Genomic DNA, 12688 nt, shown 5'->3' with positions numbered 1-12688 from the left:
CCCGCCGCTGCTCGCGGACAAGGGTCTTGCCGCGGCGCTCGAGGCGCAGGCGCGCAAGTCGTCGATGCCAGTCGACGTGTCGCCCGACGGCGTTCGACGGTACGCACAGGAGGTCGAGGCAGCCGTGTATTTCAGTGTGCTCGAGGCCCTGCAGAACGCGGCGAAGTACGCGGGTGCAGCGAGGACGAGCGTCGAGCTCGGCGAGCGCGACGGATGGCTGACGTTCAAGGTCATCGACGACGGTGCCGGCTTCGACCCGGCGTCCGTCGCGCGCGGGTCAGGATTGCAGGGCATCGCGGACCGACTGTCGGCCCTCGACGGGAAGGTCGAAGTTCGTTCCGCGAGGGGTGAAGGAACGACGATCATTGGCCGGATCCCGGTCGCGGCGGTCGGAGCCGCAGCGGAGTGACCGAGTTCACGACCCGAGGAGGTCCGAGGTGGAACGACCGGCGGACGGTGTGACGGAGCGGTCGGGAACGAGGACGGCGTTCCGAATCGTCGCGGGCGTGCTCGGCGTCGGAGGGGTCGCCCTCAGCGTCCCGTTCGCGATCATCTCGTTCTTCGACGACTCGCAGGCGATCCATCGCCTCCACAACGTGGCGTTCAGCGCGCTCTACGGCGTCCTGCTCGGCGTGGCGCTGCTCGCGTGCGCGCGTCGACCCGAAGCGAACGTCTCGTCGTTCTTCGTCGCCGTGGCGTCGGGGATCGCCGGCGCGATCGCGGGCCTGGCGTCAGAGGACTTCATCTCGGGCACGTGGTTCACCGCACCAATCGCCATCGTCATCATGTGGCTGCTGCACCCTGCGCGCTCGAGGTTGCTCCGCCCCAGCGGCGTCGATATCCCGACGCTCGCGCTGTCGCTGATCGCGTTCGTTCCTGCGATCGCGTTGCTGCTCACGCAATCCGAGTTGCAACGCACCGGCTCGGAGGCTGATCCGCACTGGGAGTTGCATCACTACAGCGGGATGGCCGCGGCGGTGCTGGCGCTTCCCCTCTGTGGGTTCGCCGCCTCGTTCCGCGAGTCGGGCCGGCGGCTCGGGGCGTGGCTCGTGGGCACCGCCGCCGTGATGATCGGCATCGGCTCGCTGCTTCTATCGGACTACGCCGGGGCGCTCGACGCCGTGTGGGCGTGGCTCACGCTCGCGTGGGGGATCGCCGTGATCGCGGTCGTCGAGTTCCGCCGGGGCGTCGCGAGTCCGGCGTGATGGCGCGTTCGATGTGGCGGCGAGGCGAACGGTTCGCGCTCGGCATTGCGTTCGGCATGGTGGCGTGGATCATCGAACGCCGGGTCCTGACTGCGATCCGCCGTCGCGGTGAAGTGGCGCCGTCGCCTCCCATGGGGCTTGCCGAGAGCGTGAGCGAGGTCGAGCGGCCGGTCGCATAGTCACCTACGCGGCCAGCGCTACATGCGTTTCTCGCGCCGTCCCCGGATCAGGTCGGCGATCAGGAAGAGCGTGAACCCCGCCGCGACGACCGACAGCGTGACCGGAACCCAGTCGGCCACACGCTGCGACGCCGCAGTGATCGCCGCCCCGAGCAGCGCGGCGCCGGCGATGATGCCCGTCGACAGCCGGCGACCGACGCGACGAACCGTGTCCTCCAGCCGTTCGGCCGTGAAGTTCACCTGCAGCTTGGGTCCCGGCCTCGCGCCGGCGAGCCGCTCGAACGCCTCGGCGATACGCGAGATCCGCACCTTCACCTTCTGCGCCTCGTAGAACAGCTTCTTCGGGTCCATCCGATCGCGCATCCGCCGCGTGACGCCGCGCATCAGGTATGCCCCGGCGACCTCGAACGGATCGATGTCTGGATCGAGCTCAGCCGTCGCGAGCTGCATCTGCGCCATCGCCTTCCCGGTGAGCGCGAGCGAGGCCGGCAGCGGAACGTTGTGGCGGATCGAGATCTCCGTGATCTCTTGCAGGATCGGTCCGAGCTGGATCTCGCGCAGCGAGACGTTCCTGTACTTCGCCATTACGCCGCCGAGCTCCTCCTGGAAGACGCGCACGTCGAGATCACCGCGGTCGGCGCCGCCCGCCAGCATCAGCGTGACGTCGGTGAGGAACTGAACGTCCTCCTGCCAGAACGCCATCAACAGGAGCATGAGGTTCTCGCGGATCTCCGGGCCGATCTGTCCAACCATCCCGAAGTCGAGGAAGTAGATCTTGTCGTTCCACCACATGAGGTTGCCGGGATGCGGATCCGCATGGAAGAACCCCTCGGTCAGGATCTGCGCGTAGTAGGACTCGAGCAGCTGACGCGCGGCCTCGGTGCGCTCCGGCCCGTCCGGCGCCGTTCGAATCGACCCGCCCTGGATCTCTTGCATCACCAGCAGTCGCGCCGACGACAGATCGTGGTGGACGGCGGGAACGTCGAGGCGTGAGTACGGCTCGAGCACCTCACGCATCCGATCGATGTTTCCGGCTTCTTGGCGGAAGTCCAGCTCGCGCTGGAGCGACTCCGAAAGGTGCTCGAACACCGCCGGCATGTCGATCACCTGACGGAACGCGGGTCGGTTCTCGGTCTTCTCGGCGAACAGCTGGAGGAGCGCGAGGTCCTGCATGATGTCTTCGTGTGCCGTGGGGCGCTGCACCTTCACCACGACCCGGCTTCCGTCCGCGAGCGTCGCACGGTGCACTTGGGCGATCGTTCCGGCGGCCATGGGCGTCGGTTCGATCGACTCGAACACGTCCTCCCACGGCACCCCGAGCTCCTCCTCCATGACCCGAACGACCTGTGCCTCGGAGAGCGGGGGAACGTTGTCCTGCAGCGTCGCCAGCTCTTCGATGAACTCCGACGGCAGCAGGTCTGGTCGCGTCGACAGGATCTGTCCGAGCTTGGCGAACGTCGGACCGAGCTCTTCCATCGCCGAGCGGATCCGTCCGGCCTGCCGCCGGCGGTTCGCTTGCGTGTCGGGATCCGCCCGCTTGAACAGTTCCTTCAGGCCGTGCTTCGCCATCACCGACGCGATCCGCGCCGCCCGTCCCATTAGTCGCGGTTCGATCTCCTCGGACTCGGGCGCGAGGCGTCCGGCGTGCGCGGTCCCCGGCATTGCGGCGGTGCGCTGCTTGCCGTCGCTGTCGAGGAGCGAGGTGTTGACGATGATCACCGTGCACCGCGCGTTGTGGCTGATGCGGTTCGGCACGTTGCCGAGCAGGAACTCCTTGCGTCCGCTCATGCCTGCGTTGCCGACGACCAGCGTGTCCACGCCGTCCTCTTCAGCTACGCGGAGGATCGCGCGTGCGGGGTCGTCATCCATGACGATTCGCGCTCGACCTCGGGGACCGGCGAGCTCGCTCGCGAACTGCCTTAGCGTCTCGGCGGCGAACGTCGCTCGGGTCGCTTCGGCTTGACCGCCCTCGGTAGACCCCGGGTTCGATGGGAGGATCACCTGGAGGAGGAGGAGCTCGGCGTCGTAGCGACTGGCGAGCGCAGCCGCCCACCTGACCGCGCGATCTGCCGTCTCCGAACGGTCGGTCGCGACCATCACCCGCCCGACGCGCTCGGTTGCCGTTACGCGGCTCCCGTTCCCCCCAGCCATCTCGGTCGAATCATGACAGAGGGGTTTCGGCGCGACATGACCACGTCTCGTCACGTCAGTACGTTGCAGTGTTGCGCGTTCGGTAGACTCGGCGCACCGCCGGAGTAGCTCAGCCTGGCAGAGCAACCGCCTCGTAAGTGGTAGGTCAGGGGTTCGAATCCCCTCTCCGGCTCCATCTCCAGGTCGGCGACCGCTCCAGCACGACCTGTAGAATCGCCGCCGTGCTCCCCCAAATCATTGTCGATCCAACCGTCACTCCCACGCTCAACAACGGCGGTTGGGTCTACAACGCGGCGGTACTCCTTGCAGTGCTCGGTGTCATCGTCGCTCTCGCCCTCGTGTTCGGATACATGCGGTTCGCGCCACGGTTCCAGACCGACGAGGGTGCGCGGCGGAGCGTTCGAGCACCGCGGATCCAGCCCGGTCGCGATGTGCGCCGTCCCGTCAACGTCACCAGCGCTCCAGTCGTGGTGCAGCCGCCAACGATTGTCGGGGCGGCCGCGCCGGTGGCTGCCCCGGCGCCTCCGCAAGCCGCTCCGGCAGCGCCGCAACCGACTGCGGCAGCGACGCAGGTTGCTCAGCCGGCCCCACAAGCCGCTCCGGCCGAAGCGCCTGCAGCGGTTGCCGCAGAGCAGCCCGTTGCAGAGGCTGCGCCGTCGGGCCCTGCGCCCGCCGCCACCGCCACTCAGGAGCGGCCCGAGGTGTCGCTCGACGAGGAGACGTTCGAGAAGACGCTCGCCGAGCTCATCGCCAAAGGCACCGATCGCCGCGTCGCCGAGGGTCAGGCCCGGCGCGCCGCCATGATCGCCGCGCGGAAGAAGGCCGGTGGTTAGCGGCCGCATGGACACCGCAGTCGATTGGTCGATGGGTTCCCGCGCAACGGATCTCATCGATTGGGGCACCGCCGCCGAGACCGGCCGGCGTGTGGGCGGCCCCGGTCCACGAACACCTGCGGTGGAGCGAGCGCGACTGCGGGAAGACCTTTCCGAGCTCGTTCCGTATGCCGAGTCGCTGATCGGCGACTTCACCGGCCTTCGGGCGCGCGGCTCGCGCCCCCGCGCGTGGGTGATGTCTCGTTCCGAGTGGGTCGGTGCGAACCTGAACACACTCCAACGTCTGCTCGAGCCGCTCGCGAGCAAGTTGCTGCCGAATGGTGCGCGTCGCTCGGAGTTCCGCCGCAAAGCATTCGGCGCGCAGATCGGCGCGCTGCTCGGCTACATCTCGCGCAAGGTGCTCGGTCAGTACGACGTATTCCTTCCGCCGGACGACGAGGGCTTGATCTACTTCGTCGGGCCCAACGTCGTCGATGCGGAGCGTCGCTTCGCGCTCCCGCCGCGCGACTTTCGGTTGTGGATTGCGGTGCACGAGGCAACGCACCGCGCGCAGTTCGGCGCGAACGAGTGGCTCAAGCCGTACCTCAAGCGGCAGATCGACGCGTACATCGATACGGTGCAGGTCGACTCGCGCGAGGTGATGGCGCAGATCCGCCGCGCCGCCGATGAGATTCGCGCGGGCGCCGATTGGCGAGGAGCGAACGCCATCCTTCTCTTGATGAACGACGCCCAACGCGAGCTGTTCGCCAAGATGCAAGCGTTCATGTCGCTCCTCGAGGGCCACGCGTCGTTCGTCATGAACCGCGTGGCGGCGGGTCAGGTGCAGGACATCGATCGGATGCGCAGAGCGCTCAAGGAACGGCGGCGAGCTGGTGGGATGGAGCGCGGCTTTCAGCGAGCGATCGGGTTCGAGACGAAGATCGCGCAATACAACACGGGTGAGCGGTTCGTCCGTGCGGTCGTCGACAGTGCCGGCATGGATGGTTTCAACCGCATCTGGGAACGCGAGGAGCACCTCCCCACGCTCGAAGAGATCGCGGAGCCGGCGCGCTGGGTGTCACGCGTCGCAAGGTCGTGACCAGGTGGGGATAGCCGCCGCCTGAAGCGTCATCCTCCAGCCGTCGCCCGCGTACTCGAGCGAGTGACGAGGACGATTCGCGAGCACGACATGTTCCGCCCCGGCGAGACTGTTCTCGTCAGCGTCTCGGGCGGCCCGGATTCCGTCTGCCTCCTGTACTCGCTCTGGTACCTGCGCCGGTTGTTCAAGATCCAGCTCCACGTCTTCCATTTCGACCACCAGCTTCGCCGAGACTCGGCGAGTGATGCCCAGTACGTTCGCCGACTTGCGGAGCGGCTCGGTCTCCCGTTCCACGCGCGCGCGGCGGAGGACCGGCCGGGGAAAGGCATGTCGGTCGAAGCCTGGGCGACCGTTCGCCGGACGAACTCGGCGAACGAGGTTCGGAAGTCGATCGGTGCGTCCGTGACTGCCGAAGGCCACATCCTCGACGACCAGGCGGAGACGGTCCTTCTGAACCTGATTCGCGGTACGGGCCTCGAGGGGCTCAGCGGCATCTGGCCAGGGGGATACGAACACGGACACTCCGCTCTGGCGGAGCCGCTCCTCGATGTGGAGCGCACCGACGTCGAGGCGTTCTGCACATCTCTCCACCTCCGCCCTCGGCGCGATCCGACCAACAAGGACACGCGCCTTCTGCGGAACGCGATCCGGCTGAAGGTGATCCCGGATATGGAACGAGCAACGGGACGCAACGTGAAGGCGCCCATCGCCCGTTCGGCGGCGCTGCTGCGCGAGTCGCGGATGGAGCTCTCGCGCACGGCCGTGGAAGCGTTTTCGAGAGTTGTGAGCGGCTCCCGCGACGCCGTCCGCGTCGACGCCGATGCACTCGTCACGCTGCCGGATGCGGTCGCCTCGCGAGTGATCCGGCTCGCCGTCTACAACATCTTGGCGCTCGAGGACGCAACGGCGCCGTGGACGAGGGAGGCGATCGCCGCAGTTCTCGACCTCGCGCGAGGACGACCCGGCCGCAGCCGCGACCTTCCTTCTGGATTGAAGGCTCGTCGCGAGCGAGAGTATGTTTCCCTCTCTCGCACTTCCCCCGAGAGCCGGGTGTGAAGGGGGGCGAGATGGAAGGCCGGTCGGCGCTGTCCGAGATCGAGCAAGCGGCACCGCCACCCGCCGTTGCGCCGCATGCCGCAGCGTATGAGCGTGACATCGAGCGGGTGCTCATCACCGAAGCGGAGATCCAGCAGAAGCTGCGTGAGCTGGGCGAGCAGATCGCGCAGGACTACGCGGGTCGCGACCTGTTGCTGATCGGCGTCCTCAAGGGCGCATTCGTGGTGATGGCGGACCTCGCTCGATATATCCGCATGCCCGTCGAGACAGACTTCATGGCCGTGGCCTCGTACGGTGCCGCGACGAAGACGTCCGGAGTCGTCCGGATCCTCAAGGACCTCGAACACGACCTCGAGGAGCGCCACGTGTTGCTCGTCGAGGACATCGTCGACTCCGGGCTCACCATCAATTACCTGCTGAAGAACCTCCGCGGGCGACGCCCCGCAAGCCTCGAGGTCTGCGCGCTCCTGAAAAAGACGGGGATCCAGCGTGTCCACCTGGACATCCGCTACGTGGGCTTCGAGATCCCGCCCGACTTCGTCGTCGGGTACGGCCTCGACTTCGCGGAGAAGTTCCGGAACCTTCCCTACATCGCGACGCTCAAGCCGGAGGCGTACGCGGACGTTTGAGGCGTTCCTCTCGGGGAACGGCCGCATAGCGTCGAGGCGTCTCACCTGGGATGCGCCGTCTCTCACTCGTCTCAGTCCTTGTTCTTCTCGTCTTGACGGCGTGCGCGTCGGACGGTGGCGACGAAGCCGCCTTATCGTCCGGCGTTCGTGGCCAGGTCCTCCTCGGGCCGACCTGCCCGGTCGTACAGAAGGGGAGCCCGTGTCCGGACGAGCCACTCGAGGGTGTGGAGGTTCGGGCCCTGGCCGGCGACGGGGACATCGCGGAGACGACCAGCGGAGAAGACGGTCGGTTCGAGCTCGAACTGCCACCCGGTCGATACACGCTCGAGGCCGTCGTCCGTCCTGACGGCCCCGGCATGTTCGCGAAGCCTGTCGCCGTGACCGTCACGGCCGGCGCATTCGTCGAGGTCGTCGTTCCGGTCGACAGCGGGATCCGTTGACGTTCACGGCGGCCGCGTGCGCGCACGCCGTCGGTCGAACGGGGTATCGGCGCATCCAGACCCCGGTGCTACCATCGCGCAGGGCTTCGAGCGTCGACCCGACGCGCGGGCCCCGAAGCATTCCCGCAGGTATCTGAACCGAAAGGAGCGCACCCCTGGCCGCCGACCCGGCGCCGCCCTATCGCCGGCTCCTCCGCGGGCCCGCTGTTTACATCCTGATCGGGCTAGTAGGCCTGTGGCTGTTCCTCGCGCTCGCCAATCGGGAGAGCCGGGCCGACGAGCTCACGTTCTCCGAGTTCCAGGATCGGGTCGCGAGCGACGAGGTCGACACGGCTACGTTCCTGCTCGGTGACGGCAAGATCCGCGGCGAGCTCTCGGATGGGTCGACCTACGAGGTCGCGTACGTCGAGGGAACGCAGGAGACGCTCACCGCCCAGCTCGAGTCCGAGGGCGTCGATGTCTCGGCCGATCCGCAGCGCGGGTCTGCGCTCCTCGGGTTCCTTTTCCAGTTGATCCCGGTGATCCTGATCGTCGGCGCCTTCATCTTCATCATGAATCAGTCGCAGGGCGGCGGCGGACGGGTGATGCAGTTCGGCAAGGCGCGCGCCAAGCTCGTCAGCAAGGACCAGCCGAAGACGTCGTTCCAGGACGTCGCGGGGGTCGACGAGGCGATCGAGGAGCTGCAGGAGGTCAAGGAGTACCTGCAGAACCCCGCCAAGTTCCAGGCGATGGGGGCGAAGATCCCCCGAGGAGTGCTGCTGTTCGGACCACCGGGGACGGGAAAGACGCTGCTCGCGCGTGCGGTCGCGGGCGAGGCCGGCGTTCCCTTCTATTCGATCAGCGGTTCGGACTTCGTCGAGATGTTCGTCGGCGTCGGCGCCGCGCGCGTGCGCGACCTGTTCGAGCAAGCCAAGCAGAACGCGCCGGCGATCGTGTTCATCGACGAGATCGACGCCGTCGGTCGTCACCGCGGGGCGGGCCTCGGCGGCGGTCACGACGAGCGCGAGCAGACCCTGAACCAGCTGCTTGTCGAGATGGACGGGTTCGACCAGCGGACCGCGGTGATCCTGATGGCGGCGACGAACCGCCCGGACATCCTCGATCCCGCGCTGCTGCGGCCGGGGCGCTTCGACAGGCACGTGACGATCGACCGTCCCGACCTCGAGGGCCGCAAGGGGATCCTCCGCGTGCATGCCCGGGGCAAGCCGTTCGAGGAGGGGGTCGACCTCGATATCGTCGCCAAGCGCACGCCCGGGTTCACCGGCGCCGACCTGGCGAACGTCATCAACGAGGCGGCGCTCCTCGCGGCGCGCTGGGGCAAGCGCGCGATCGGGACGAAGGAGGTCGAGGAAGCGATCGATCGCGTGATGGCCGGTCCCGAGCGCAAGTCGCGCGTCATGAGCGAGCGCGAGAAACGCGTGATCGCCTATCACGAGGGGGGACACGCCCTCGCCGCGCACGTGTTGCCGAACACCGACCCGGTGCACAAGATCAGCGTGATCCCGCGCGGTCGCGCGCTCGGCTACACGCTCACGCTTCCCGAAGAGGACAAGTTCATGATGACGCGTGAGGAGCTCGCGGATGAGCTGGCCATGCTTCTCGGTGGGCGAGTCGCTGAGGAGCTCATCGTGGGCGACGTGACGACCGGCGCGGCGAACGACATCGAACGCGCCACGAAGGTGGCGCGACAGATGGTGACCGAGTACGGGATGAGCGACATCATCGGGCCGCTGACGCTCGGGCAGAAGCAGCACGAGGTGTTCCTGGGTCGTGACTTCCAGTCGCAGCCGGACTACTCCGACCAGGTGGCGTTCGAGATCGACAACGAGGTCCGTCGGCTGATCGACGAAGCGCACGACGAGGCGCTCGACATCCTTCAGGAGCAGCGCGAGAAGCTCGACCAGCTCGCGGCGATCCTGATCGAGCGCGAGACGCTCGAACGCGAAGAGGTGGAGCGGTTCCTCGCCGACGTACCCAAGCGCCTGCCCCGCGACCTCGCGGTGCGGGGCGCCGGACTCGCCGTCTCCCGCCGGGCGATCCGCACGGGTGGGCAACCCCCGACGCCAGGAACGATCCCGCCGAATCCCGTCGGTTAGCCTCTCCGTCGATGACGGAGCGGTGGGCCACCTTCGATTGCTACGGAACGCTCATCGACTGGATGGGGGGCATTCGGGACACGCTCTCCGACCTGTGGCCCGAGCACGACGCCGACCTGCTGCTCGGCGCGTATCACGAGATCGAACCCGAGGTGCAGCACGGGCGTTCGATCTCCTATCGCGAGGTGCTGACCGAGTCGCTCGAGAAGCTCGCGCGGCGTGAACGGCTTCGCCTCGACGACGACGAGCACGCGGCGCTCGCCGACTCGCTTCCGACCTGGCAGCCGTTCCCCGAGGTGCCATCGTCGCTCTCGGAGCTCCGCGACCGCGGTTGGAAGATCGCCATCCTTTCGAACACCGATCCGGACCTGCTCGACGCGTCGCTCGGGCTGATCGGCGTTCCCGTCGACGTGCGCGTTACGGCCGCTGAGGCCGGCTCGTACAAGCCGGCGCACGGTCACTGGAACCGATTCTTCGAGGCGACGAACGTCGACAGAGCGCGACACGTACACGTCGCGGCCTCGATCCTCCACGACATTCGACCTGCAGCCGAGCTCGGGCTCACGGCGGTTTGGATCAACCGGATGCACGAGACCTCCGACGCGCCGCGCGCGGCTGAGCTGTCCGACCTGACGAAGCTCCCCGAGACGCTCGAGGACCTCGTTCCGGTGCAGGGGTAGGGATGGCGGAGATCGATCACAAGAAGGTCGAAGAAGGCGTTCGGCTCATCCTCGAGGGCGTGGGCGAGGACCCGGACCGCGACGGCCTGAAGGACACGCCGCGACGCGTGGCGGACATGTACGAGGAGATCCTCGCGGGCATCGACGTCGATCCGACGCCGCTCGTTTCCGTTGTCCCGGGGGCGGACTTCGACGAGATGATCATGGTGAAGGACATCCCGCTGACGGCGCTGTGCGAGCACCACATGTTGGCCTTCAACGGCAAGGCGCACGTCGCGTACATCCCCAACAAGGACGGCCGAATCACCGGGCTGTCGAAGATCGCGCGAGTGGTGGACGTGCTGTCGAAGCGGCTCCAGGTGCAAGAGCGTTTGACGACCGAGATCGCCGACACGATCGAGATGGCGCTCGAGCCTCGCGGTGTGTTCGTCTTGATCGAGGCCGAGCACCTGTGCATGACGATGCGGGGAGTGAAGAAGCCGGGTTCGAAGACGGTGACCTCTGCCGTGCGCGGCCTGTTTCGCAGTGACGCCCGAACCCGCCAAGAGGCGCTCCACCACATCGGCAAGGCATAGTTCTTCCCGGAACCCGTTTACCTCTCGGCTGGTCTTTCACCCTGTATGGCCAAAGTGGATCGAGCGCCGGCGGGCGTCAAGCGCGGTGAGCGGCTGGAGCGCCTGTATCGGGAGCAGGGCGCAAGGATGTGGCATGCCGTGCTCGCCTTCGCCGGCGACCCGGAGGTGGCGAGCGATGCAGTGGCCGAAGCGTTCGCACAGGCGCTCAGGCGAGGTGACGAGATCCGCGACGCCGAGCGGTGGATCTGGCGAACGGTGTTCCGCGTCGCCGCGGGTGAGCTGAAATCTCGGAGGCAAACCATCGGCATGTCGGTTGAGAGGACGTATGAGATGGAGGAACTGGCGCGTGAGCTCGTCGCTGCGCTATCGCGGCTGTCGGAGCGCCAGCGCGCGGCGGTCGTGCTGCATCACGCCGCGGGATATCCGATCCGTGAGGTCGCAGCGATCGTCGGTTCAACGCCCGCCGCCGTGAAGGTCCACCTGATGCGGGCTCGTCGACGCCTTCGCCGACTCTTGGAGGAAAACGATGACTGACCTCGACGAACGGTTCCGTTCGCTCAAGCGGTCGCCAACGCCCGACTTGTGGTCCGAGATCATCGATCGGCCGCCGACCGTGGCGCCGCCGGCGCGGCGGGCTCGCCCGTGGGTCGCGGCCACAGCGGCCGCGCTCGTCGCGGTTGCCGGATTCGCGGTAGCAGTCGCCGCGTTCCGAAGCGAGAAGGACGTGGTCGGTCCGCCATCGGGCTCTCCGGTGAGCCCGCTTCGCGGAGAGAACGCCGCGACGTTCGCGGTCGGCGAGGATCCGCGCTCCGTCGTGTACGGAGCAGGGAGCGTTTGGGTCGCGGTTTCGAACAACGACGGAACGTACGGCGGCCGGATCCTTCGCATCGACCCGGTAACGAACGAGACCATCACGGAGATTCCCGTAGAGACGATCCCGACGTGGGAGGTCGGCGGCGGTGCGATGGTCGTCGAAGGCGACAACCTCTGGATCACCGGAGGCGTCGAAGCGTCGGGCGGGTTCGACTCGCCCGGCGGTGGATCCGACGCAGCCGTCACTCGCATCGACGTCGTGAGGAACGAGGTGGTGGACCTGTTCACGCTCGGCGGTGACGTCGGCGCCGATCTCGCGTTCCTCGACGGTGATCTGTGGGTGTTGCTCTTCGGCGACGAGAGCGTCGACCACTCCATGGAGGTGGTGCGAGTCGACCCGGAGACGGGCGCTCTTCTAACCCGAATCCCGTTGTCCTCGAACTGGGCTCACACGCTGGTAACGGCCAACGGTCGTCTCGTCACATACGAGGGTGGCGACCGCGCCGTCAACGTCGATGGGCACCTCACCTCGATCGATCCCGTCGGCGGAGTGACAGCGACGGTCGAGGTCCAGTCTCGCTCTTTCGAGGGTGGGCCGGTCCTCTCGCGAGGCGAGTTGTGGTTCGCTTCGGATCGCGGCTTCTCGCGATTCGATCCCGCCTCCAACACGTTCATGGGCGAAGAGCAGGCGCCGGACCCAAGCCGATTCGCATTCTGCTGCGGTTTTGTCGAGGCGGACGATCGCGGAATCTGGTTCCTCGGGTACGACGGCGTCCAGGGCGAAGGGCCGGTGCGACTCACGCTCTTCGATCCCGCCACCGACGCCGTGACCGAGCGCGTGACACTTGGAGACGAGAACCCAGTGGCGATGGCCGTCGCGCCCGATTCGGTGTGGATCCTGAACTACGAGGGCACGCTCACGAAGGTCGATCTCACCTCGGGATAGACCCCGC

14 protein-coding genes and 1 tRNA gene are annotated in these 12688 nt (G+C 67.3%); 14 read left to right on the top strand and 1 reads right to left on the bottom strand.

Annotation, left to right across the window (positions count from 1 at the left end; all coding sequences use genetic code 11):
* The 3 genes from VFA08_13390 to VFA08_13380 all read left to right on the top strand — a co-directional run.
* Window positions 1–409: ATP-binding protein (locus tag VFA08_13390; GenBank protein HYZ14581.1), on the top strand; the 409-nt coding region annotated here is incomplete at its 5' end.
* A gap of 28 nt (window positions 410–437) precedes the next feature.
* Window positions 438–1205, top strand: coding sequence for a hypothetical protein (locus tag VFA08_13385; GenBank protein ID HYZ14580.1), 768 nt, complete (start codon window positions 438–440; stop codon window positions 1203–1205).
* Window positions 1202–1384 (top strand): hypothetical protein, encoded by a 183-nt coding sequence (locus VFA08_13380; protein ID HYZ14579.1) that lies wholly within the window; start codon window positions 1202–1204, stop codon window positions 1382–1384. Before VFA08_13385 ends, VFA08_13380 begins: the two co-directional genes overlap by 4 nt.
* An 18-nt stretch (window positions 1385–1402) precedes the next feature.
* Here VFA08_13380 and VFA08_13375 read toward each other — a convergent pair whose 3' ends face one another.
* Window positions 1403–3535 carry an AarF/UbiB family protein gene (locus VFA08_13375; GenBank protein ID HYZ14578.1) on the bottom strand — a complete coding sequence of 711 codons (2133 nt, stop codon included), beginning with the start codon at window positions 3533–3535 and terminating at the stop codon, window positions 1403–1405.
* Window positions 3536–3633: 98 nt separating this feature from the next.
* Between VFA08_13375 and VFA08_13370 the strand changes: the two genes are divergently transcribed.
* The 11 genes from VFA08_13370 to VFA08_13320 all read left to right on the top strand — a co-directional run bounded on the left by VFA08_13370 (window position 3634) and on the right by VFA08_13320 (window position 12681).
* Window positions 3634–3710, top strand: a tRNA-Thr gene (locus VFA08_13370).
* A 46-nt stretch (window positions 3711–3756) separates the two neighbouring features.
* A complete protein-coding gene (locus VFA08_13365; GenBank protein ID HYZ14577.1) occupies window positions 3757–4368 on the top strand; it encodes a hypothetical protein in 612 nt (203 codons plus the stop codon).
* A gap of 7 nt (window positions 4369–4375) precedes the next feature.
* Complete coding sequence (locus VFA08_13360) at window positions 4376–5446, top strand: zinc-dependent metalloprotease (protein ID HYZ14576.1); 1071 nt, start codon at window positions 4376–4378, stop codon at window positions 5444–5446.
* 63 nt (window positions 5447–5509) lie between these two features.
* Window positions 5510–6502, top strand: coding sequence for a tRNA lysidine(34) synthetase TilS (gene tilS / locus VFA08_13355; protein HYZ14575.1), 993 nt, complete (start codon window positions 5510–5512; stop codon window positions 6500–6502).
* Between the two features lie 11 nt (window positions 6503–6513).
* The gene (hpt, locus tag VFA08_13350) at window positions 6514–7131 is read left to right on the top strand and encodes a hypoxanthine phosphoribosyltransferase (protein ID HYZ14574.1); all 618 of its coding nucleotides are present in this window, start codon (window positions 6514–6516) and stop codon (window positions 7129–7131) included.
* 50 nt (window positions 7132–7181) lie between these two features.
* Entirely contained in the window at window positions 7182–7571 is a 390-nt protein-coding gene (locus tag VFA08_13345) for a prealbumin-like fold domain-containing protein (GenBank protein HYZ14573.1), read from the top strand.
* Between the two features lie 155 nt (window positions 7572–7726).
* Window positions 7727–9667: an ATP-dependent zinc metalloprotease FtsH gene (ftsH, locus tag VFA08_13340; GenBank protein HYZ14572.1), complete on the top strand. Its 1941-nt coding sequence runs from the start codon at window positions 7727–7729 to the stop codon at window positions 9665–9667.
* 11 nt (window positions 9668–9678) lie between these two features.
* Window positions 9679–10347, top strand: a complete 669-nt coding sequence (locus VFA08_13335; GenBank protein ID HYZ14571.1) for an HAD family hydrolase — start codon at window positions 9679–9681, stop codon at window positions 10345–10347.
* A gap of 2 nt (window positions 10348–10349) precedes the next feature.
* Window positions 10350–10922 carry a GTP cyclohydrolase I FolE gene (gene folE, locus VFA08_13330; protein HYZ14570.1) on the top strand — a complete coding sequence of 191 codons (573 nt, stop codon included), beginning with the start codon at window positions 10350–10352 and terminating at the stop codon, window positions 10920–10922.
* 45 nt (window positions 10923–10967) lie between these two features.
* Entirely contained in the window at window positions 10968–11456 is a 489-nt protein-coding gene (locus tag VFA08_13325; protein HYZ14569.1) for a sigma-70 family RNA polymerase sigma factor, read from the top strand.
* Window positions 11449–12681: a hypothetical protein gene (locus VFA08_13320; protein HYZ14568.1), complete on the top strand. Its 1233-nt coding sequence runs from the start codon at window positions 11449–11451 to the stop codon at window positions 12679–12681. Before VFA08_13325 ends, VFA08_13320 begins: the two co-directional genes overlap by 8 nt.
* Window positions 12682–12688: the final 7 nt, after the last annotated feature.

The organism is Actinomycetota bacterium (genome assembly GCA_035640355.1).
GTDB lineage: Bacteria > Actinomycetota > UBA4738 > UBA4738 > HRBIN12 > CALGFI01.
This window is presented reverse-complemented; position numbering and strand designations above follow the sequence as displayed.

What these genes read in the sequence shown, in the direction of transcription:
- folE (HYZ14570.1), top strand. Translation starts at nt 10,350, where the DNA reads ATGGCGGAGATCGATCACAAGAAGGTCGAAGAAGGCGTTCGGCTCATC.
- VFA08_13375 (HYZ14578.1), bottom strand. Translation starts at nt 3,535, where the DNA reads ATGGCTGGGGGGAACGGGAGCCGCGTAACGGCAACCGAGCGCGTCGGG.
- hpt (HYZ14574.1), top strand. Translation starts at nt 6,514, where the DNA reads ATGGAAGGCCGGTCGGCGCTGTCCGAGATCGAGCAAGCGGCACCGCCA.
- VFA08_13335 (HYZ14571.1), top strand. Translation starts at nt 9,679, where the DNA reads ATGACGGAGCGGTGGGCCACCTTCGATTGCTACGGAACGCTCATCGAC.
- VFA08_13345 (HYZ14573.1), top strand. Translation starts at nt 7,182, where the DNA reads ATGCGCCGTCTCTCACTCGTCTCAGTCCTTGTTCTTCTCGTCTTGACG.
- VFA08_13325 (HYZ14569.1), top strand. Translation starts at nt 10,968, where the DNA reads ATGGCCAAAGTGGATCGAGCGCCGGCGGGCGTCAAGCGCGGTGAGCGG.
- VFA08_13360 (HYZ14576.1), top strand. Translation starts at nt 4,376, where the DNA reads ATGGACACCGCAGTCGATTGGTCGATGGGTTCCCGCGCAACGGATCTC.
- VFA08_13320 (HYZ14568.1), top strand. Translation starts at nt 11,449, where the DNA reads ATGACTGACCTCGACGAACGGTTCCGTTCGCTCAAGCGGTCGCCAACG.